The organism is Thermodesulfovibrio yellowstonii DSM 11347 (assembly GCF_000020985.1).
Classification (GTDB): Bacteria; Nitrospirota; Thermodesulfovibrionia; order Thermodesulfovibrionales; family Thermodesulfovibrionaceae; genus Thermodesulfovibrio; species Thermodesulfovibrio yellowstonii.
Genome location: NC_011296.1, coordinates 1031674 through 1052094, shown reverse-complemented (window position 1 = coordinate 1052094; position 20421 = coordinate 1031674). Strand labels below are relative to the sequence as shown.

Here is a 20421-nt window from a genome sequence, read left to right as displayed (position 1 = left end):
TTCTATCACTCGGAGCGAGGGAGGAGATTCCTCGCTTTGCTCGGAATGACAGAAAAAGGGAAGAGGGTATAAAAGGAATAAATTATGGTTAGTGTAAGAAATATATATTTTAGGCATAAAGATAAAAAAGACGATGTTCTTAAAGGTATTAGCTTTAATGCGGAAAGGGGCTCTATTACCACAATTCTCGGACCTAATGGTTCAGGGAAAACAACACTTTTTAAATGTATTGCGGGGTTATGGAAATATCACCAGGGTGAGATTTTCTTTGATGCAAACCCGATTGATAAACTCTCATTCAGAAAAAGAGCAAAAGTATTTTCCATGGTTCCACAGGAACACGAACCTCCATTTCCATACTCAGTATTTGATGTTGTATTAATGGGAAGGGCAAGCTATGTGGGAGTTTTTTCATCTCCTGGAAAGAGGGATTATGAAAAAGTTAAAGAGGCTTTGACAATAGTTGGAATTGAACATTTGCAGGATATCCCCTATACAAAAATTAGTGGTGGAGAGCGTCAACTCACTTTGATTGCAAGAGCACTTGCTCAGGATACACCTGTGATGTTACTTGATGAACCAACAAGTCACCTTGATTTTAGAAATCAGATAAATGTGCTTAAGAAGATTAAAGAGATTGCGAAAAATCGGGCTTTAGTAGTTGTAATGACCCTTCATGACCCAAATCTTGCCGGGCTTTTTTCTGATAAGGTGGTGGTTATAAATTCTGGAACAAAGATAGCAGAAGGTAACCCCGATGAGATTATTTCAGAGGAGCTCATACGAAAGGTCTATGATATAGAAGTAATAAAAAGCAACATTAATGGACAGGGCATAATATGCCCTGTGATTTAGGAGGTTTAACATTTGAATTTATTGAATAAGATAAGGAATTCTTCAAGTGACATTTCTAAATCTTCTCTTATTATTTTTCTTAAAAGTCCTTTAGGTAAAGCTTCACTGCCATGCAAAGGCACTGTGGTGGCTTTACCTTCCTCATTTTTTAGCCTTACATGTGAACCTTTTATACGAATAACCTTAAATCCAATTGATTCAAGAAATTTTATTAAATCTTTGCCTGTAATAGCTGGAAGTTTATGCATTAACAGGTATTTCTATGGTTTCTGTGCCTATGTATCTTTTAAGGTCTTCTTCTTTTGCCTCTTCCAAACAAAGCTCTATAGCTTCTCTTATGTTTTTAAGCGCTTCATCAATTGTTTTTCCGTAAGAATGACAACCTTTAAACAAAGGACAGCTTACTATAAAAAAACCATCTTCATCTGTTTCAATGATTACAGGGAAAGAATATTTCTTCATCAAAACACCTCCCTTTTTGAAAATATTATAACGAAATTAAGCCATTTTTCAAAATATTCAATGGAGGTAACAGATGCTTAAAATTTTAGCAGTTATATGGCAGAGTTATTACAATATTGTTCTTCAGGTATCAAAAAATATAAAAGATTTATCTCTGAAAGTATACTCAGCAAGAGTTCTGGATGCTGAACCTGAAAGGCTTGAAGAAGTTTTCAAAGATATGGAAGAGGCTGAGATTATCTTTCTTTATCGCTCAAATGAGGCAGTATGGGAAGAGATTGAGAAAAGAATAAAGAGCGAACAGACAAAGGCAAAAGTTGTCTGTCTCGGACATGACCCATCATACTGGATGCTCTCAAATGTAGAGCCTGAACTTCTGAGTAAGGCATACAGCTATCTTGTTATAAATGGTGAAAAAAACATTACCAACATGTTCAGATTTCTTGTAAATAAGCTGTTAGATAATGATATTTCCTACGAAGAGCCTGAACAAATTCCCTGGGAAGGACTTTATCATCCTGATGCAGATAGAATTTTTACTAATGTTGATGAATACTTAGAATGGTATGGAAGTAGGAGATTCCTCGGCACTAAAGTGTCTCGGAATGACATTCTTTCGTCTTATCCTAAGGGTCAAGATGCTGACTCACTACTAACTGAGAGACCTACAATTGGCATTCTCTTTTCCAGACATTACTGGATAAATGGAAACACAGAGGTTGAAGATTTATTGATTAAAGAGCTTGAGGAAAGGGGATTCAATGTAATTGCTGCATTTGCTTACTCTGTAAAAGATAATGCTCTTGGCACAAAGGGAAGCGGAGAAGTTGTGCTTGAGTGGTTTATTGACAGAAAAGGAAAACCAAGAATAGATGGATTTATTAAGTTAATCTCATTCTTTCTTGGAACAAGCAGAGAGAAAAGAATGGACAACACCGATGTAGCCTCTGACGGAGTTGAGATACTCAAGAGGCTTAATGTGCCTGTTTTTTGTCCTGTAAGTTCCTATTACAAAACTATTGATGAGTGGGAAAAAGAGGAACTCAATCTTGACATAGGCTGGAGTATTGCTTTGCCAGAGTTTGAGGGAGTTATTGAGCCAGTAATAGTATCAGCACAGGTTGAAGGAGAAGAGTCTGAAAGAAGAAAAATGCCTATTAGGGAAAGAGTAAACAAATTTGTTGATAGAATCTGCCGATGGATTGAACTTAAAAGAACCCCGGTTAATGAAAGAAAGGTTGCTTTCGTCCTCCATAACAATCCCTGTGCTTCTGTGGAGGCAACAGTTGGCTCTGCAGCCCATCTTGACAGCCTTGAAAGCGTTGCTGAAATTATGAAGAAAATGAAAGAGGTTGGATACATTGTAGACCCTCCTGAAAGTGGCAAAGCACTGATTGATGAGATAATGAACAAAAAGGCAATATCAGAGTTCAGATGGACAACAGTGGAAGAAATCGTTGAAAAAGGTGGTGCCATAGCTTTTATTGATAAAGAAAAATACATGGAGTGGTTTAACGAAATTCCTGAAAAAACCCGTTTACGTATGATTGATTCATGGGGTGAACCTCCTGGGGAGCATAAAAACGGAATACCTCCTGCAATGGTTTATAATGGCAAGATTGTGATAACTGGATTAAGATTCGGAAATGTGCTCATAATGGTTCAGCCAAAACGCGGTTGTGCAGGAGCAAGATGTGATGGTCAAGTATGTAGAATTCTCCATGACCCTGACACTCCTCCACCACATCAGTATGTTGCAACATATAAGTGGCTAAGTCGTGAGTTTAAAGCCCATGCAGTTGTGCATGTAGGAACACATGGAAACTTAGAATTTTTGCCGGGGAAAGGTGTTGGTTTAAGTTCAGCCTGCTTTCCTGATATTACCATAGATACCATGCCTCATCTTTATATTTACAATGCTGATAATCCTCCAGAAGGCACTATTGCAAAGAGGCGTAGTTATGCAGTGCTTGTTAATCACATGCAGACAGTGCTTACTGAAGGGGGGCTTTATGATGAGTTAATGGAGCTTGACAGGCTTCTTGGTGAATATGAGGAGGCGAAAAGAAAAGAGCCTGCAAGACTTCATACGCTTGAGCATATGATAATCCATGCAATAGCTAAAGCAAAGCTTGACAAGGAGATAAAAATCCTCTGGCATGGTAAAAAAGTGTGTCTTTCTGAGCTAAGTCATGAGGAGCTACATCAGATTCCCTTTGAAAAAATAGTTGAAGAAACCCACATAAAGCTTTCTCTAATAAGAAACTCCCAGATTCAGGATGGGATGCATATATTTGGAAAACTGCCTGAAGGTGACAGAAGAGTAGATTTTATATACTCAATAATGCGATATGATGCTGGACAGGAGCTTTCCCTTAGAAAGGAGATAGCAAAACTGCTTGGATATGATTGGGAAGAAATTTTGGCAAATTCTCAAAAAATTGACCCTCTCACTGGTAAAGCCTTTGGAGCCATTTCTGAAGAGATAGATAAAATCGGCAAAGAACTTGTAAAGAAAGTATTAATGGAGGTCTCAGTATGAAAATTCTGGACAGAATAAACTGGCAGGACCCAAAATGGAAAGCAATAAAAGAAAAGATTCTTGAGCTTAACAGAAAGATTGAAGAATCAAAAGAAATTGATTCACTTCTTAGCGGTTTTTATGGTAGTTACATTCCCCCAGGTCCATCAGGACTTATAACAAGAGGAAGAGATGATGTTTTGCCTACAGGAAGGAATTTTTACAGTCTTGACCCCTATAGAGTTCCCACACGAACTGCCTTTGAGATAGGCAAAAGGCTTGCTCAGAAGCTGATTGAAAAGCATCTTTCTGAAGAGGGTAGATACCCTGAAAATGTGGCGGTATACTGGCAATGCACGGACATAATGTGGGCAGATGGAGAGGGAATGGGTCAGATTATGTATCTTCTTGGTGTAAAACCCAAATGGCTTTCAAATGGAAGGGTGAAGGGCTTTGAAATAATTCCACTTAGTGAACTTGGAAGACCCAGAATTGATGTTACAATAAGGGTTTCTGGTATTACAAGAGATAATTTTCCTATGTGTATTGAGCTTATTGATGAAGCAGTGCAGCAAGTTGCAGCCCTTGATGAGCCAGAAGAATTGAACTTTATTCGGAAACATGCCTTAGAGCAAATGGCTCAGAATGGTGCTGATATGCGGGCTGCCACATTGAGAATATTTTGCTCTATGCCTGGAACATATCAGGCTGGAACTCAGCTTGCAGTTTATGCTTCTGCTTGGAAGGAAGAAAAAGACCTTGCAGAGGTTTTTCTTTACTGGAACGGTTATGCTTACGGAAAAGGCATATGGGGCGAAAGCAAACATAAAGAATTTGCAGATATTCTTAAAAGTGTTGACATTACTTATAACAAAGTTGTCTCCGATGAATACGACCTTTTTGGATGTTGCTGCTATTTTGGCACACACGGAGGAATGACTGCTGCTGCAAGGCATTTAAGCGGTAAAGAGGTAAAAACCTATTACGGAGATACAAGAAATCCAGATAATGTAGAGGTAAGGGACCTTGCTGACGAAATAAGAAGAGTTGTAAGAACAAAGCTTTTAAATCCAAAATGGATTGAGGGGATGAAAAGACATGGATACAAAGGTGCTGGAGATATCTCAAAAAGAATCGGTAGAGTCTACGGATGGGAGGCAACAACACAGGAGGTTGATGACTGGATTTTTGATGACATAGCAAGAACATTCATGATGAATGAGGAAAACAGAAAATTCTTTGAAGAGCATAATCCATGGGCAATGGAGGAGATTGCCCGGAGACTTATTGAGGCAATGGAAAGAGAACTGTGGACCCCTGCAGAGGATGTAAAAGAGGCATTGAAAGCAATTTATCTTGAGATTGAAGGCTGGATTGAGGAGAAAATAGGTGAGACAAAGGGAAGTTTTCAAGGAGGAAGTATTGATATAGTAACAGCAGAGGAAGTTCAGTTCTGGAGAGACAAGATGAAGGAGGTAATGAAATGATTTTTCCCTTTACTGCTATTGTTGACCAGGAGGAGATGAAGCTTGCTCTTATTTTGAATGTTATTGACCCAAGTATTGGTGGTGTTTTAATAATGGGAGAGAAAGGCACAGCTAAATCAACAACAGTGCGTGCTTTGGCTGATTTACTTCCTGAAATTGATGCTGTTAAAGGATGTAGATTCTGTTGCTCACCTCAGGGACCTTTTTGTAGTGATTGTTTGGATAAGATTGAAAAAAATCAAGCCTTAGAGAATGAAAAGAAAAAAATGCGGGTTGTGGAGCTTCCTTTGGGTGTTACAGAAGACAGAGTTGTAGGCAGCCTTGATATTGAACATGCCATAAAAAGAGGTGAGAAACGCTTTGAGCCAGGAATTCTTGCTGATGCAAACAGAAATTTTCTCTATGTTGATGAGGTAAATTTGCTTGAAGACCATATTGTTGACCTTTTGCTTGACTCTGCTGCTATGGGAATTAATACAGTTGAAAGAGAAGGTGTTTCCTTTGTTCATCCTGCAAGATTTATTCTTGTAGGCACTATGAATCCTGAGGAAGGAGAGCTGAGACCTCAGCTTCTTGACAGATTTGGTCTCTGTGTTCAGGTTAATTCAATAAGGGATAAAGCACTAAGGGTTGAAATTTTAAAAAGAAAAGCAGAGTTTGATGATGACCACGAGGGATTCCATAAAAAGTGGCAGAATGCTCAGGCAGAGCTTGCAGAAAAGATAATCAATGCAAAAGAAAGACTTAAAGATGTAACTATCAATGAAGAATCAGTCTCAGCTGTTGTGGATATCACCGCGGAGCTAAACCTTGATGGTCACAGGGCAGACATAGTCATGCTTAAGGCTGCAAGAGCTTTTGCTGCATTCAGTGGAAGAGCTGAAATAACCCAGGAAGATATAAAAAAGATTGCTCCGCTTGCTCTGAGACACAGACTTAAAAGGCTTCCCTTTGAGGATATCTCGCAAGAGGCAGAGAAACTTCATGCAATCCTTGAAAGAATATAAAATAAACTTTTTTAACTTCGTAAATCAGGAAAATGCCAAACTTGCTCTCTTACTTAATTTAATTGAGCCAAAATCTGGCGGTGTTTTACTGGCTGGAAAAAGAGGCACAGGAAAATCAACTCTTCTTAGAGCATTTTGCGATATGTTGAGACAGCTGAAAATTCCCTCTGTTCTACTTCCAATGAATTCTACTGAAGAGGCGGTTTTGGGTGGAATTGATATTGAAGAAACTATAAAAACTGGGAAAAGAGTTTTTCAGAAAGGACTTCTTTCAAGGGCAAACAGAGGTTTTCTTATCGTTGAAGATATTAATCTTTTTCCACAGGATATTCTCTCAATTGTTTTTGAAGTTCAGGCAAGAGAAGAAAATATCATTGAAAGAGAAGGAATTACTTTGAGAGAGCCTGCTCAGTTTCAGATTATTGCAACCATGAATCCTGAAGAGGCTGATTTTTCATCTCACTTTCTTGACAGATTCGGCATGTGCGTGATTATGGATGAAGTAAGGGATAAAGATAAAAAAGTCGAAATATTGAAGTTAAATGCTTTAGATGAATGCCATTTTACAGAGCAACATCAATTATTTAGAAAAATATTAAAATACAAAGAGTTTATAAAAAAAGTTAAAGTTTCAGATGAGATAAAAGAATTTATTGCAAATTTGATTTTAAATGAAGCTGTTTCTGGGCATAGAGGAGATATTTATCTTTACTATGCCTCTAAAGCCTTTGCTGCATACAGGGAAGAGGAGACTGTTACTGAGGAGCATGTTAAAGCAGTGGCACACCTTGTTTTAAATCATAGAAGAAGAGCTATTGAACCAGAGCCTGAAGAAAAGAAACACGAACAAGAACATGAAACCGACAGTTCAAATAATTCAGAAAACAGACAAGAGCAAAAAGACAGAGAACAAAAAACTCCTCTTTCCCAAAGCCAAGAATCCCATGATGGTAAATCTCAGAGTATTCCTTCTTCTGAAAAAGAGGAAATTTTCCCAATTGGTGAAAAATTTAAAGTAAAGAGATTTATTTTCAAGAAAGATAGAATAGTAAGGCAAACAACAGGAAGAAGAACAAAGACTAAAACAAAGGGTAGGGGAGGTAGATATGTAAGAAGTCTTATGCAAAAAAGACCAGATATTGCAATTGATGCAACTCTGAGAGCCGCAGCACCTTTTCAAAAACTCAGAGCAATGAAGGATAATGTAGTAATTTTTGATGATGACCTTAGATACAAAGAAAAAGAGAGAAGAATGAGCCATAATGTAATTTTTGTTGTTGATGGTTCAGGTTCTATGGGTGTAGAGCAGAGAATGAAGGCAACAAAAGGAGCAGTGCTTTCGTTGCTTATAGATTGCTATAAAAAGCGTGATAAAGTGGCTATGATTGTTTTCAGAAAAGATAAAGCTGAGATATTACTTCCGCTTACATCTTCAGTGGAACTCGCGTTAAAACGTCTGAGAGAGATTCCGACTGGAGGTAAAACTCCTCTTTCAGCTGGACTTATGGAGGCTTATAAATTAATGAAAATAACACATTTTAAGTATCCTGAAAATAGATTATTAATTTTGATTATTACAGATGGAAAACCAAATGTATCCTTGAGTGATAAACCTGTTTTGGAAGAACTTAAAAGTGTTTGTTTTATGTTAAAAGATTTTCCGTTAACAGATTTCATTGTTATTGATACAGAAAAAAAGGACAAATTTATGAAAATGGATTTAGCAATTGAGATTGCAGAATGGCTTCAAGCAACATATCATTCAATAGATTCACTCAAAAGTGAAAGTCTTTTAAACATTGTTAAAACTCATAAAGGTTAGGCTGTGTTAAAATTAAAAATGAAACCTCTTAAATATTACTTTGACAGAGCAGTAGAAACTTATGAGAAAGCAGGCAAAATACAAAAAAAAGTAGCTGAGGAAGTTTTAAAAAAAATTGAGAAAAAACATTATTCAACTATTATTGAAATTGGAAGCGGAAGAGGATTTTTAACTATTCCTCTCTCAGAGACTCTCTCATTTGAAAAATTTATACATGTTGATATATCTTTTGAATTCCTTAAAAGACTGAAAACAAATTCAATAAACAAACATTTTTTTATAAATGCCTGTGCTGAGGCTATGCCAATTAAAGATAGTTTGGCAGATTTATTGATAAGTTCATCAACACTTCACTGGATTCAAAATCCTGAAAAAAATTTTATCAAACTTTTTGATGTTCTTAAAAAAAATGGAAAATTTCATTTTTCAATTTTTACTTCAGGTACTTTGAAAGAACTTAAAGAAGTTTCAGAAATTACACGATTTGGTTCAGTATATCCTTTAAAAGAAGCAGATTTTTATTTGAAAATAATTCAAAAAACAGGATTTCATTTTGATTATAAAATAAAAACTTACAGAGAAGTTTATGATTCTCCTACAGATTTGCTTCTTACACATAAGCTCACGGGCACAAATTATACGAAAAATAGTAAATTTTCAGGAAAAAATTCATTTAAAAATTTTTGCGATACATATAAAAGACTTTTTGGTAATCATGAGGGAATTTATGCTACCTATGAAGTTTTATTTATAGAAGGTCAAAAATTATCTCTCTTTCCTCAAGGCTAACCTTTGAAACTCTTACATTAAGCTTGGTTCCTATTGTGAATTTTCTTTTCTTTTTTAGTCCTATTAAACAGTATCTCTTCTCATCAAATTGATAAAAATCATCAATCATGTGAGAAAGATGTAGAAATCCTTCAATATAATATTCTTCAAGTCTTACTCGCAAGCCTTCAGGAGTAACCATTGTAACCCTACCTTCAAATTCTTCACCAACTTTATCTTTCATAAACCAAACTCTCATTATCTGAATAGCGTCCCTTTCAACCTCATCAGCTCTTCTTTCCATTCTTGAACTGTGTATTGCGATATGAGGCAAAATTTCTTTAAGCTCTTTTTGTCTTTCCTTTGTTATTTTTCCTTTTTGTAAAAACTCTTTTAAAATTCTGTGAACAACAAGATCAGGATATCTTCTTATTGGAGAGGTAAAATGAGTATAACATTCAGAAGCCAGTCCAAAGTGTCCAACATTTTCTGAACTGTAACGTGCCTGTTTTAGACTTCTTAAAATTAGATAGTTTACTATTTCTTCATAAGGTGTTCCTTTAATTATTTCAATAAATTCATGAAAATCAGATGGTTTTAAATCTTGCTTCAAAATTCCGAGATTCTTTACAATTCGTGTGATATACTGAATTTTATTAGTTTCCGGTTCTTCATGGACGCGATAAAGAGATGGGATGTTATTTGAGTATAAAAACTCTGCTACTGCTTCATTAGCTGCTATCATGAATTCTTCTATTATAAAATGAGCAAGATTTCTTTCAGCTTTGATGATTGCATGAGGATCTCCTTTTATATCAAGTAAAACTTCAGGTTCAGGTAAATCAAAGTCAAGGCTACCTCTTTTTTTTCTTTTGTTTTTAAGAATTTCACAGAGTTCAGCCATTTTTTCAAAGTAAGGTACAAGTGGTTTGTATCTTTTAATTTCCTCTTTGTCTTTATCTATTAATATTTTTTTTACTGAAGTATAGGTCATTCTTTCAGCTGTTTGAATGATACTCGGATAAAAAAGAGATTCTTTTCTTTCTCCTGAATTACTAAAATGCATTTCAACTGTAAAGGTAAGTCTTGGGATTTTTGGAAGTAAACTACAAAGATTTTCACTTAATTCAGGAGGAAGCATTGGTATCACTCTGTCTGGAAGATAAACACTTGTTCCTCTATGTCTTGCTTCGCCATCTATTGTAGAATTCCATTTTATATAGTGACTTACATCTGCAATATGAACCCAAAGAATGAACCCATTTCGTATTTTTTTAATTGATACAGCATCGTCAAAATCTTTTGCATTTTCTCCATCTATGGTTACAGTTGGCAGTTCTCTCAAGTCAACTCTATTTTTAAACTGTTTTTTGGAAATGCCTTTAAGAGAAAGTTCTTCAGAAAAATTTGAAACTTCCTTAGAGAATTTTTTGGGTAATTCATATTCATATGTTAATATTTCAATGTCCTCTTTAGGAGTTTTAGGTTTTTCAAAAACTTTCAATATCTTTGCAACAAGAGGTTTATTTACTGCTTGATATGTAACTATTTCAGCAAGTACCAGACTTCCTGGATTTACTTTAATATCTCCTGAAGCAATAACTATTTGCTGATTTATATTTTTTTTCCGGGGTTGAATGTAAAAAATAGGACCTGATTTTTCAACTATCCCAACAACTCTTCTTGTAGCTCTTTCAAGAATTCTTACTATTCTCCCTTCTCTTTTTTTTCTCTGTTCTACCCTCGCTACTACTCTGTCTCCATGCATTGCTCCCATAGTTGCATGAGGAGGGATAAATATGTCCGTTTCTTTGGGAGAATCAGGAATGACAAAACCAAATCCATTTTTGTGAGCCTCAAAAAATCCTGTTATTAATTTTGCTTCTTTAATGGTTAGATAGAGTCCTTTTCTATTTCTTAAAATTTTTCCCTGCGAGAGAAGTTCTTTAAGCATACGTTTCAGTTTTTTTCTTTCCGAGGCTTTAAGACCAAAGGACTCTGATATTTCTCTAAAACTCAAAGGTCTTCCAGATTTTTTTATGAAATCTAAAACTTCTTCGGGTTTCAATTTTTGTCCTGTGGAAGATTAAGGTATACTACCTGTCCTGTTTCTCCAAGTTTTCCCAAATCTTTGTCATTAAATAAGATTTTGACGCCTCCAGCATTTCCTATATGGAGTTTAAAAGATTTATCCGCTTGAAGTTCTATTTTTTGTCCTGGATTGAGGAGAAACTCCTTTTTTTCTTTATCATCTATTGTAATTCTCATCCATACCTTATCAATAGCTTCAATTTTAAGACTTTGTTGATGTACAGATATTTCTTGTTTTTGTTCATTTTTATCTATTTTTTCTTGAACTTTCGTATTTTCTGATATTACTTCTTGTTTTATAGAGGGAGGTGGAGGTATTTCATATTCTTTTTTGTCAAATTGAATAAGAAAAATTATAACAAAAATAACAGCAAAAATAATCCCCGCAGTCATTGCCCAAGCAGGAAATTTTTTAAGAGAAAAAATTTTTTTATCTGAGGATTTTTTTAAAATTTCAGGTTTAGGTTCAGGTTCAGATTCAAATTTAGGTTTAAGTTCAATTTGTTGCACATTTTGTTTTTTTGTTTTAAGGTATTCTTCATAGTCTTTTAAGATAATAGATGGATCAATTCCGATGCTTTCAGCATATGTTTTAATATATGCTCTTGTGTAAACTTCAATTGGTAATTCATCAAATTTACCTTCTTCTATTAACTGTAGACAATGTTTTTTTATTTTTGTTTTTTCAGCAATTTCTTCTAATGTTTTTTTAAGCTCTAATCTTCTTTTTTTTAATTCTTCATACATTAACTGGCTTCCTTCCTTCCAAAGCCTTTGACAATGTTACTTCATCTGCAAATTCAATGTCAATACCTATTGGAAGTCCATAAGCAATTCTTGAAATTTTTACATTGTATTTTTTTAATAAATCAGCAATCCATTGAGCTGTAAGTTCTCCTTTGGTGTTTGGACTTGTTGAAATAATTACTTCACGGATTTGTCCTGTTTTAACTCTTTCTTCCAGTTCTTTTATTTTTAGTTTATCAGGAGTTAATCCATCAACAGGTGATATATTTCCACCAAGAACATGATATACACCTTTATAACCTGTTTTTTCAAATAAAATTATATTGCTCGGTTCTTCTACCACGCAGATAATTGAATGGTCTCTTATAGAATTACTGCATATGTTACATTTTTCATTTTCAGTTATATTAAAACAAACAGAGCAAAATTTGGCTTTCTTTTTCAAATTTATAATTGCCTCAGCAATTTCAAGAGCTTCGTTTTCAGGCATATTCATTATAAAAAATGCCAGTCTTTGAGCAGTTTTTCTGCCAATGCCTGGCAATTTACACAGGTTTTCAATAAGATTTTCTAAGGGATTGCTCATAGTTTGCCAAAAAGACTGCTTAAATCAGGCATGCCAGGAAGATTAAATGGCATGGAAACCTTAGCCATTTCACTTTGGGCGAGTTCATGAGCTCTTTTTATTGCTTCATTTACAGCAGCAAGAACTAAATCTTCAAGCATTTCAATATCATCAGGGTTTACAACTTCTCTATCAATTTTTATTGAAACTATCTCTCCAGCACCATTTGCTTGAACAGTAACCATGCCACCACCTGATGTTGCTTCAACAGTCATTTTTTTTACTTCTTCTTGTTTTTTCTGAATTTCTTCTTGAATTTTCTGAGCCTGTCTCATTATTTCACCAAACATTTTTTTAGACATTATTGCCTCCTTTTTTAGGTATTATATTGAAAATTCTTCCTTCAAAAAGTTGTAATGTTTTTTTTACAATTGGATGGTTAATTGCCTCCTGTTTTAAATTTTCTGTCTGTTTTGAATCCTTTGAGCTCATATCCTCATAAGAATGTATAGTTATCTTAACATCAGAAATAAATTCTTTCAATATGTTTTGAATTTCTGATAAATTTTCCTTTATTGATTCAGCATAAAATGACGCTCCTCCATTATAAATAAGTTGGATTTCTTTGTCTGCAAAGTTAACTTTAGCATGTTTGATTTTCATAGCAAGTAAATGATTTTGAGCTTCAAGTTTTTCAAGAAATTTAAACCAATTTTGAGATAAAGATATATCATCATTATTATTTAAAGGGAGAGAAGGAGGCTGTAATGGTGATTTTTTTTTCGCTTCCTCTATAATATCATCTATATTTTTAAAATGAGCAAGAAAACTGAGTTTGAGTAGAGTTATTTCAAAAATAACTCTGGGAAAAAATGAACTCCTGATTGCAAATTCTGAATTAATCAATTCTTTTAAAAGAACAACTAAATGCTCCTCAGATGTTTTTTTATTCAACTTTTCTATCAAAGATGCCTCTGATTCGCTTATGTAAAGTTTAAAACTTTTTGTAATTTTACTAATAAGAGTATTTCTTATAAAGTTGATTAGGTCACCTACAAGTCGTTTGAAATCTGTTCCAAAATTATTAAGTTCTTCTACTTTTAGAATAATTTTTTCTCTATTACCATCAATTAAACATTCTGTAAGTTCATAAAGCACATTCACATCTGTGCCACCAATTAATAAATTTACATTATCCTGTGTTACATTTTCTGTAAATGATGTAACTTGATCAAGCATTGTCAATGCATCTCTCATACTTCCTTCAGAATTTGAAGCTATAGTATAAAGTGCTTCTTCTGTAGCATTTATATTTTCCTGATTGCAGATAAATTGAAGTCTTTGTTTTATTAAATTAATCGGAATTCTTTTAAATTGTAAATGTTGACAACGACTTAACACAGTAAGGGGAATTTTTCTTGGTTCAGTTGTTGCTAAAACAAATACTACATGTGGAGGAGGCTCTTCAAGGGTTTTAAGAAAGGCATTAAAAGCTGATTGGCTGAGCATATGAGCTTCATCAATTATATAAACTTTATAAAATCCTTCCGCAGAAGCATAACGAATATTTTCTCTTAAATCTCTTATGTTTTCTACAGAAGTATGGGATGCGGCATCTATTTCTATAACACTCATTGCTCTACCTTCTTTTATTGCAACACATGAAGGACATTTATCACATGGCTTATTTTGGGAGTCTATGCAGTTTAAAGCTTTTGCAAGAATTCTTGCTGTTGATGTTTTACCAACACCTTTTGGTCCTGAAAAAACATAGGCATGAGAAATTTTACCAGTTTGCAATGAGTTTTGAAGAATTTTTATAACAACATCTTGTCCTGTAAGGTCTGAAAATTTTTGTGGTCTATATTTTCTTGCAAGTCCAAGATATTCCATATTGTTTCCTTTAATAAAGGGACCGACTTACTGCGGCACACAGAATTAAATGCTTACCGTTGCTTCCTTCCGGACCTGGCGGGGTTTGCATCCTTCTGTTGCGCAGGGTCGGTCCCAGTTGAATGTTCTTTTATTTCTATTTTACCTTTACATGCTTTATTATGGCAAATTAAAAATTCAGTTCCATTTCTATCTTTCTTTTTTAACATATATGAAGACTTACATTTAGGACATTCTGCAGGAACTGGTTCATTTGAAAGTGTAAATTTACATTTTGGATAATTTGCACATGCCCAGAAAGTTCTACCTTTTTTAGTTTGTTTTTTTAAAATATCACCTCCACATTGGGGACATTTTACTTGTGCAGTTATTGATTGGGTGAATTTACATTTAGGATAGTTTGAACATGCGATAAATTCTCCTCTTTTACCATTTCTAACTACAAGTTGAGCTCCGCATTGAGGACACTTTTTATCTAAGGTTTTCTTTGTAGATCCATTTTCATTATTATTTAAAGATCTGGTATTTTTACATTCAGGATATCCAGAACATGCTAAAAATGGCACTCCCTTACTCCATCTTATAACCATGTCTTTGCCGCATTTTTCACATTTAAAAGAGGTTTTTATTTCCTTTGGTTTTATTACTTTTGATATTTTGGATGCTTGGTCAAGGTCATTTTCAAATTCTTTATAAAATTCCTCTATTACTTTATTCCACTTTGCTTCATTTAATGAAATTTTATCAAGATCTTCTTCCATCTTTGCAGTGAAGCTATAATCCATCAGTTCTGGAAATTTTTCTTCAAGAAGGTCATTAACAACAAAGCCTAAGTAGGTGGGCTGAAGCTTTTGTTTAACTTTTTTTACATATCCTCTTTCCTGAATAGTGCTTAATATAGTCGCGTAAGTGGATGGTCTTCCGATTCCCTTTTCTTCAAGTGCTTTAACAAGAGTTGCTTCTGTATATCTTGGAGGTGGCTCTGTTGTATGTTTTTGAGCTTCAAGTTCTGAAATTTTGAGTGAAGTTTTTTCATTCAATTGAGGTAAAACAGTATCTTCTTCGGATTCTTCGTCTTTATAGATAATTAGAAAACCTGGAAATGTAATTACAGAGCCAGTTACTCTAAATTGAGCAATACTATCCAAATCTTCAATTATATATGTAGTTTGCTCTACTTCAGCTGGCGACATCTGGCTTGCCAGAAACCTATCCCATATAAGCTTATAAAGACTATACTGCTCCTTTGTAAGATATTTTTTAATGCTTTCAGGCGATTTATCAGGATAAGTAGGTCTTATACATTCGTGAGCATCTTGTATTGGAGTTTTCTGTTTTTTTGTTTCGTGGATTTTATGATTACCAACAAACTCTTTGCCGAAATTTTTTTCTATGATATTTTTTGCCCATTTTTTTGCTTCTTCAGCAACTCTTGTTGAGTCAGTTCTCATGTACGTGATAAGACCGATCCTTGTACCTTCTATATCTATGCCTTCATAAAGCTGTTGTGCAAGCATCATGGTTTTTTTAGGAGAAAAACCCAAAGTTGAAGAAGCCTGTGCTTGCAGTGTTGCTGTTCTGAAAGGTTCTGGTGGATTTTTCTTTTTCTTCTTTTTTTCTACTTTTGTAAGTATATAATTTAATTTTTTAAGTTCTTCAATAATTTTTTGAGCAGTTTCTTCATCAGTAATTAAAAATTTTGCTTTTTCTTCTTTACGGTCAATAATCAGTTTACCTTTATATTTATAAAGATTTGCACGAAGTTCTTTTAGATTTTCATCATTTTTAAAATTACCAACAATGGTCCAGTAATTTTCTGGCTGAAATATAAGAATCTCTTTTTCTCTCTCAACAACCATTCTTAAGGCAACAGACTGAACTCTTCCAGCAGAAAGTCCTTTTTTTACCTTTTTCCATAGAAATGGGCTTAGATTATAACCTACAAGTCTGTCCAGAATTCTTCTTGCTTGCTGTGAATATACTTTGTTTATATCTATTTTTGAGGGATTTGCTATCGCTGCTTTCACAGCATTTGGAGTTATTTCATGAAAAATGGCTCTATAAACTTTATTTTCTGGCACTTTTATTTCTTCTGCAATATGATAGGCTATTGCTTCGCCTTCTCTATCAGGGTCAGTAGCAATAAAAATTTTTTGAGCATTCTTTGCTGAATCTTTGAGTTCTTTTACAATTTTTTCTTTACCTGGAATTATGATATAGTCAGGCTGAAATCCTTTTTCTATATCAACACCAAGTCTGTCTTCTGGGAGGTCTTTTATATGTCCAATAGATGCTTTCACCTGAAAATCTTTCCCAACGATTTTATTAATTGTTTTTGCTTTTGCAGGTGATTCAACAATTATGAGATTTTTTCCTTTCAATTCCATACTATCTGTTTCCCTTTACTAAAAATGAAACTATATATGTCATCATCATGAAGTTCTGTTTCCCTCATGAGTAAATAAACAAGCAGTGCTCTAATCATATCAATTTCTTCACGGTCAAGAAGTTCGCTTCCTTCAATGAAATTCAGTTCTTCTTTAATCTGATGTAAATCAATGTCCAGAAGAGAGAAATCTTTTAATGTTTCATCGTTATAATCGTTATCAATAAGCTCTCTTGCAAGAACTCTCAGAAAATCAAGAAGCTTCATTCATATCCTCCTTACATATTTGCCTTCTATTTTATTGATTAATCCATCTATTTCAAGGCTGAGAAGTATTTCAAGAACCTTAGCTGTATTCATGCCTGTTTTTAATATTATTTCATCCAGATACAAAGGCTCATTCAATATATTAAATACTATTTTTTCATCATTATCAAGCCTGTCAGTTTTAGTTGTTTCGTTTGATAACTCAGTTGTTATTTTTTTTAATAATGGAATAAATTGTTCAATCTCCTCAAGTATATCTTCTACTTTTGTTACAAGTTTTGCTCCTTTTTGTATTAAATAATTTGTTCCTTCAGAGTTTTTTGAAGTAATGTTTCCAGGAACTGCAAAAACTTCTCTACCCTGTTCCAAAGCAAAAGATGCTGTTATTAATGCACCAGAATTTATCGTAGCTTCTGTAACAAGAGTTCCGAATGATAATCCACTTATTATTCTATTTCTTCTTGGAAAATTCTCTTTTCTTGGTCCTTCATCTGGATAAAATTCACTTATAATGGCACCATTTTTTATAATTTTTTCTGCAAGCATTTTATTTTCAGGAGGATATATACATGAAACTCCGCTTCCAAGAATAGCGATAGTTCTTCCTCCTGCTGAAAGAGTGGAGTTATGAGCAACTGAGTCAATTCCTCTTGCAAGCCCGCTTACTATGGTTATCCCAAGACATGCAAGGTCATATGCTAATCTTTCTGTTATTCTTCTGCCATATTCGCTTAGTCTTCTTGAACCAACAATGGATAGGGCAGCATCATTCTCTGATATTAGTTCCCCTCTGCAGAATAAAACTACAGGTGGATCATAGATTTCTCTTAAAAGCTTGGGATATTTCTCATCACTAAATGAATAAATTGCTATATCTCTATTTTCGCAGAGTTTTATTAATTTTTCTATAACATTCCATTTGTCAAAATTTTTTATTCTTTTTGCTTTTTCTATACCTATTCCTTCAACATAAGCAAGTTCATCAATGGTTGCATTAAAAATCTGTTTTGCTAAACCAAACCTTGAAAAAAGCCTTTTTAGAAGAACAGGACCTATGTCTTTTATCTCATTTAAAGCAAGACAATATCTTATTTCTTCACTAATCATTACTCTTTTTTAACATCCTTAATCTTAATGCATTAATTTTTATAAATCCTTCAGCGTCTTTCTGATTATAAACCCTGTCTTTTTCAAAGGTCGCATGCTCTATACTATAAAGAGAGTAGGGGGATTTTCTTCCGACAACAATACAATTACCTTTGTAAAGTTTGAGCCTTACAGTTCCTGTTACATTTTTTTGAGTTTCGTCAATTAACTTCTGCAAAGCTTCTCTTTCAGGTGAAAACCAGTATCCATAATAGATTAGTTCAGAATATCGTGGAATAAGGCTATCTCTTAAATGCATTAATTCTCTATCCATTGTTATTGATTCAATTGCTTTATGAGCAATATGAAGAACCGTCCCGGCAGGAGTTTCATATACTCCTCTTGATTTTATTCCAACATAACGATTTTCCACAATATCTACTCTTCCAATCCCATTTTCTCCTGCAATTTTATTTAATTTATTAAACAATTCTACACTTGAAAGTTTTTCACCATTTAATACTACAGGATTACCGCTTTCATATGTTATTTCAATATAAACAGGTTTATCTGGAGCTTTCTCAGGTGGTATTACCATTGTATACATGTCCTGGGGTGGTTCATTCCATGGGTCTTCAAGAATTCCACCTTCATAGCTTATATGAAAAAGATTTCTGTCTATACTATAAGGTTTTTCCTTTGTTGCCTGCACGGGTATATTATGTTTTTGAGCATATTCAATAAGAGAGCTTCGTGAGTCAAACTCCCATTCACGCCATGGTGCAATTACTTTTATGTCAGGTTTCAGAGCATAATAAGTTAATTCAAATCTTACCTGATCATTTCCTTTTCCCGTAGCGCCATGAGCAACTGCTTCAGCTTTCTCTTTTATAGCTATATCAATCTGTGTTTTTGCAATAAGAGGTCTGGCAATAGATGTTCCCATAAGATATCCTGTTTCATATACTGCATTTGCTCTCAACATTGGAAACACAAAATTCCGGATAAATTCTTCTTTAAGATCCTCTATATATACATTAGAAGCACCTGTTTTAATAGCCTTTTCAGCAATTTCTTGAAAGTTTTCTTCCTGTCCAATATCTGCACAGAAAGCAATAACATCTGCACCATATTTTTCTTTTAACCATTTAATTGCAACAGAGGTATCAAGACCTCCTGAATATGCAAGAATAATTTTCATATTTTACCCTCCTAATTTTTTATATGAGCCTGTTCAAAAATTTACAACTTCTTATAAATCAATGAATTACAACGTATTTAATATTTTAACTCATAATGTTTGTTATTTACCTCCATTTGTCATTCCGAGCGAAAGCGAGAAATCTCCTTCATTTTTCAACAAAGGAGATCCTTCGGGCAATGCCCTTGGGATAACCCTTTAGGGTCAGATTCCTCGGGGCATCATCCCTTCGGAATGATAGTTAGTAATTGAACAGCTTCTTATAAAGGTAAATAAGCTCTGGCATTAAGAAAAAGATCAGAAATTTCACCCTTTAAAAATTTATTATATCCAGTAATAGCTATCATGGCAGCATTGTCTGTACACAAAGATTTAGAAGGAAGATAAACATTTATTCCTTTGTCTTTTAACATTTCAGCACGTCTTCGTAATTCACTATTTGCAGCAACTCCTCCTGTGATAACAACTCTATTTAACTTTTCTGAAGATATCGCCCATTTTATTTTTTCAATCAATACATCAACAACTGAAGTTTGAAATGATGCTGCAATATCTTTTTTTATTTCATCTGGGACATTACCTTCTTTATATCCAAGATTTTTTAAAAGAACTTTAATAGCTGTTTTTAAACCACTAAAGCTAAAATCCAAACTTCCATGAAGATACGGTCTTGGAAGATTAAATTTTTCATTACAACCTTCCTTTGCTAATGCATCAATTACAGGTCCTCCTGGATATCCAAGTCCAAGCATTTTTGCTACTTTGTCATAGGCTTCACCAGCAGCATCATCACGGGTTCTTCCAAGTTCTTTATAAGCACCGAAATCATTCACTCTGTACAGACTTGTATGTCCACCTGAAACAATCAGGCAAAGGAATGGATATTCTGGATAAGATTTTTCAAGAAAGATTGCCTGAATATGCCCTTCAATGTGATTTACTCCAACTAATGGTTTTCCTGAAGCATAACTTAAAGATTTTGCAAAACAAAGCCCTACTAAAAGCGAACCAATAAGTCCAGGACCATAACAAACTGCAATCAAATCAATATCTTTTAAATCAGTCTTTGCCTCTGATAGAGCTTTTTCTGTCACATCCCATATCCATTCAATATGCTTTCGTGAGGCAATCTCTGGGACAATTCCTCCGTATTTGCTATGAAATTTTATCTGTGATGAAACAATATTACTCAAGATATTTCTATTTTCAAGTACTGCGACAGAAGTATCATCACAAGATGTGTCAATTCCAAGTATAAGCATG

Annotated in this window: 15 protein-coding genes, 1 other RNA gene and 2 pseudogenes; 5 read left to right on the top strand and 13 right to left on the bottom strand. The window is 34.2% G+C overall.

Annotated features, from left to right (window positions below):
- Nucleotides 1–84 precede the first annotated feature (84 nt).
- Nucleotides 85–855, top strand: coding sequence for an ABC transporter ATP-binding protein (locus THEYE_RS05360; protein WP_012546427.1), 771 nt, complete (start codon nt 85–87; stop codon nt 853–855).
- A 5-nt stretch (nt 856–860) separates the two neighbouring features.
- Here THEYE_RS05360 and THEYE_RS05355 read toward each other — a convergent pair whose 3' ends face one another.
- Together THEYE_RS05355 and THEYE_RS05350 are read right to left on the bottom strand one after the other, a co-directional pair.
- On the bottom strand, nt 861–1103 hold the full coding sequence (locus THEYE_RS05355; protein WP_012545521.1) for a type II toxin-antitoxin system HicA family toxin: 243 nt from the start codon (nt 1101–1103) through the stop codon (nt 861–863).
- The gene (locus THEYE_RS05350) at nt 1096–1317 is read right to left on the bottom strand and encodes a type II toxin-antitoxin system HicB family antitoxin (RefSeq protein ID WP_012546765.1); all 222 of its coding nucleotides are present in this window, start codon (nt 1315–1317) and stop codon (nt 1096–1098) included. Before THEYE_RS05350 ends, THEYE_RS05355 begins: the two co-directional genes overlap by 8 nt.
- A gap of 73 nt (nt 1318–1390) precedes the next feature.
- Between THEYE_RS05350 and cobN the strand changes: the two are divergent.
- From cobN to THEYE_RS05330, 4 genes and pseudogenes are all read left to right on the top strand, one after another.
- A pseudogene (gene cobN, locus THEYE_RS10700) lies at nt 1391–5325 on the top strand (cobaltochelatase subunit CobN).
- Complete coding sequence (locus THEYE_RS05340) at nt 5322–6332, top strand: magnesium chelatase ATPase subunit I (protein ID WP_012545241.1); 1011 nt, start codon at nt 5322–5324, stop codon at nt 6330–6332. Before cobN ends, THEYE_RS05340 begins: the two are co-directional and overlap by 4 nt.
- Entirely contained in the window at nt 6310–8154 is a 1845-nt protein-coding gene (locus tag THEYE_RS05335; RefSeq protein ID WP_012546102.1) for an AAA family ATPase, read from the top strand. Before THEYE_RS05340 ends, THEYE_RS05335 begins: the two co-directional genes overlap by 23 nt.
- A gap of 18 nt (nt 8155–8172) precedes the next feature.
- A complete protein-coding gene (locus THEYE_RS05330) occupies nt 8173–8943 on the top strand; it encodes a methyltransferase domain-containing protein (protein WP_012545994.1) in 771 nt (256 codons plus the stop codon).
- Here THEYE_RS05330 and rnr read toward each other — a convergent pair.
- From rnr to tsaD, 11 genes and pseudogenes are all read right to left on the bottom strand, one after another.
- Entirely contained in the window at nt 8903–10990 is a 2088-nt protein-coding gene (gene rnr, locus THEYE_RS05325; protein ID WP_012545022.1) for a ribonuclease R, read from the bottom strand. The two genes, THEYE_RS05330 and rnr, sit on opposite strands and share 41 nt — an antisense overlap.
- On the bottom strand, nt 10987–11760 hold the full coding sequence (locus THEYE_RS05320) for a helix-turn-helix domain-containing protein (RefSeq protein WP_012545129.1): 774 nt from the start codon (nt 11758–11760) through the stop codon (nt 10987–10989). Before THEYE_RS05320 ends, rnr begins: the two co-directional genes overlap by 4 nt.
- Nucleotides 11753–12346, bottom strand: a complete 594-nt coding sequence (gene recR, locus THEYE_RS05315) for a recombination mediator RecR (RefSeq protein WP_012545737.1) — start codon at nt 12344–12346, stop codon at nt 11753–11755. Before recR ends, THEYE_RS05320 begins: the two co-directional genes overlap by 8 nt.
- A complete protein-coding gene (locus tag THEYE_RS05310) occupies nt 12343–12687 on the bottom strand; it encodes a YbaB/EbfC family nucleoid-associated protein (protein ID WP_012546807.1) in 345 nt (114 codons plus the stop codon). The genes recR and THEYE_RS05310 overlap by 4 nt, the downstream gene beginning before the upstream one ends.
- The gene (dnaX, locus tag THEYE_RS05305) at nt 12680–14218 is read right to left on the bottom strand and encodes a DNA polymerase III subunit gamma/tau (protein ID WP_012546399.1); all 1539 of its coding nucleotides are present in this window, start codon (nt 14216–14218) and stop codon (nt 12680–12682) included. Before dnaX ends, THEYE_RS05310 begins: the two co-directional genes overlap by 8 nt.
- Before the next feature lie 16 nt (nt 14219–14234).
- An RNA gene (gene ffs, locus THEYE_RS05300) (signal recognition particle sRNA small type) lies at nt 14235–14333 on the bottom strand.
- A gap of 52 nt (nt 14334–14385) precedes the next feature.
- Nucleotides 14386–16605 (bottom strand): annotated as a pseudogene (gene topA / locus THEYE_RS10665) (type I DNA topoisomerase); the annotation flags it as partial.
- Nucleotides 16596–16871 (bottom strand): serine/threonine protein kinase, encoded by a 276-nt coding sequence (locus tag THEYE_RS05290; RefSeq protein ID WP_012545446.1) that lies wholly within the window; start codon nt 16869–16871, stop codon nt 16596–16598. The pseudogene topA and the gene THEYE_RS05290, both read right to left, overlap by 10 nt.
- Nucleotides 16872–17978 (bottom strand): DNA-processing protein DprA, encoded by a 1107-nt coding sequence (dprA, locus tag THEYE_RS05285; RefSeq protein ID WP_012546585.1) that lies wholly within the window; start codon nt 17976–17978, stop codon nt 16872–16874.
- The gene (locus tag THEYE_RS05280) at nt 17971–19158 is read right to left on the bottom strand and encodes an argininosuccinate synthase (RefSeq protein ID WP_012545761.1); all 1188 of its coding nucleotides are present in this window, start codon (nt 19156–19158) and stop codon (nt 17971–17973) included. Before THEYE_RS05280 ends, dprA begins: the two co-directional genes overlap by 8 nt.
- A gap of 260 nt (nt 19159–19418) precedes the next feature.
- Nucleotides 19419–20420 (bottom strand): tRNA (adenosine(37)-N6)-threonylcarbamoyltransferase complex transferase subunit TsaD, encoded by a 1002-nt coding sequence (gene tsaD / locus THEYE_RS05275; RefSeq protein WP_012546527.1) that lies wholly within the window; start codon nt 20418–20420, stop codon nt 19419–19421.
- Nucleotide 20421 lies beyond the last annotated feature (1 nt).

Coding starts and splice junctions, on each gene's coding strand:
- THEYE_RS05355 (WP_012545521.1), bottom strand. CDS start 1,103: ATGCATAAACTTCCAGCTATTACAGGCAAAGATTTAATAAAATTTCTT.
- THEYE_RS05310 (WP_012546807.1), bottom strand. CDS start 12,687: ATGTCTAAAAAAATGTTTGGTGAAATAATGAGACAGGCTCAGAAAATT.
- THEYE_RS05320 (WP_012545129.1), bottom strand. CDS start 11,760: ATGTATGAAGAATTAAAAAAAAGAAGATTAGAGCTTAAAAAAACATTA.
- THEYE_RS05360 (WP_012546427.1), top strand. CDS start 85: ATGGTTAGTGTAAGAAATATATATTTTAGGCATAAAGATAAAAAAGAC.
- dprA (WP_012546585.1), bottom strand. CDS start 17,978: ATGATTAGTGAAGAAATAAGATATTGTCTTGCTTTAAATGAGATAAAA.
- THEYE_RS05280 (WP_012545761.1), bottom strand. CDS start 19,158: ATGAAAATTATTCTTGCATATTCAGGAGGTCTTGATACCTCTGTTGCA.
- THEYE_RS05330 (WP_012545994.1), top strand. CDS start 8,173: ATGAAACCTCTTAAATATTACTTTGACAGAGCAGTAGAAACTTATGAG.
- dnaX (WP_012546399.1), bottom strand. CDS start 14,218: ATGGAATATCTTGGACTTGCAAGAAAATATAGACCACAAAAATTTTCA.
- THEYE_RS05340 (WP_012545241.1), top strand. CDS start 5,322: ATGATTTTTCCCTTTACTGCTATTGTTGACCAGGAGGAGATGAAGCTT.
- THEYE_RS05290 (WP_012545446.1), bottom strand. CDS start 16,871: ATGAAGCTTCTTGATTTTCTGAGAGTTCTTGCAAGAGAGCTTATTGAT.
- THEYE_RS05335 (WP_012546102.1), top strand. CDS start 6,310: ATGCAATCCTTGAAAGAATATAAAATAAACTTTTTTAACTTCGTAAAT.
- THEYE_RS05350 (WP_012546765.1), bottom strand. CDS start 1,317: ATGAAGAAATATTCTTTCCCTGTAATCATTGAAACAGATGAAGATGGT.
- recR (WP_012545737.1), bottom strand. CDS start 12,346: ATGAGCAATCCCTTAGAAAATCTTATTGAAAACCTGTGTAAATTGCCA.
- tsaD (WP_012546527.1), bottom strand. CDS start 20,420: ATGCTTATACTTGGAATTGACACATCTTGTGATGATACTTCTGTCGCA.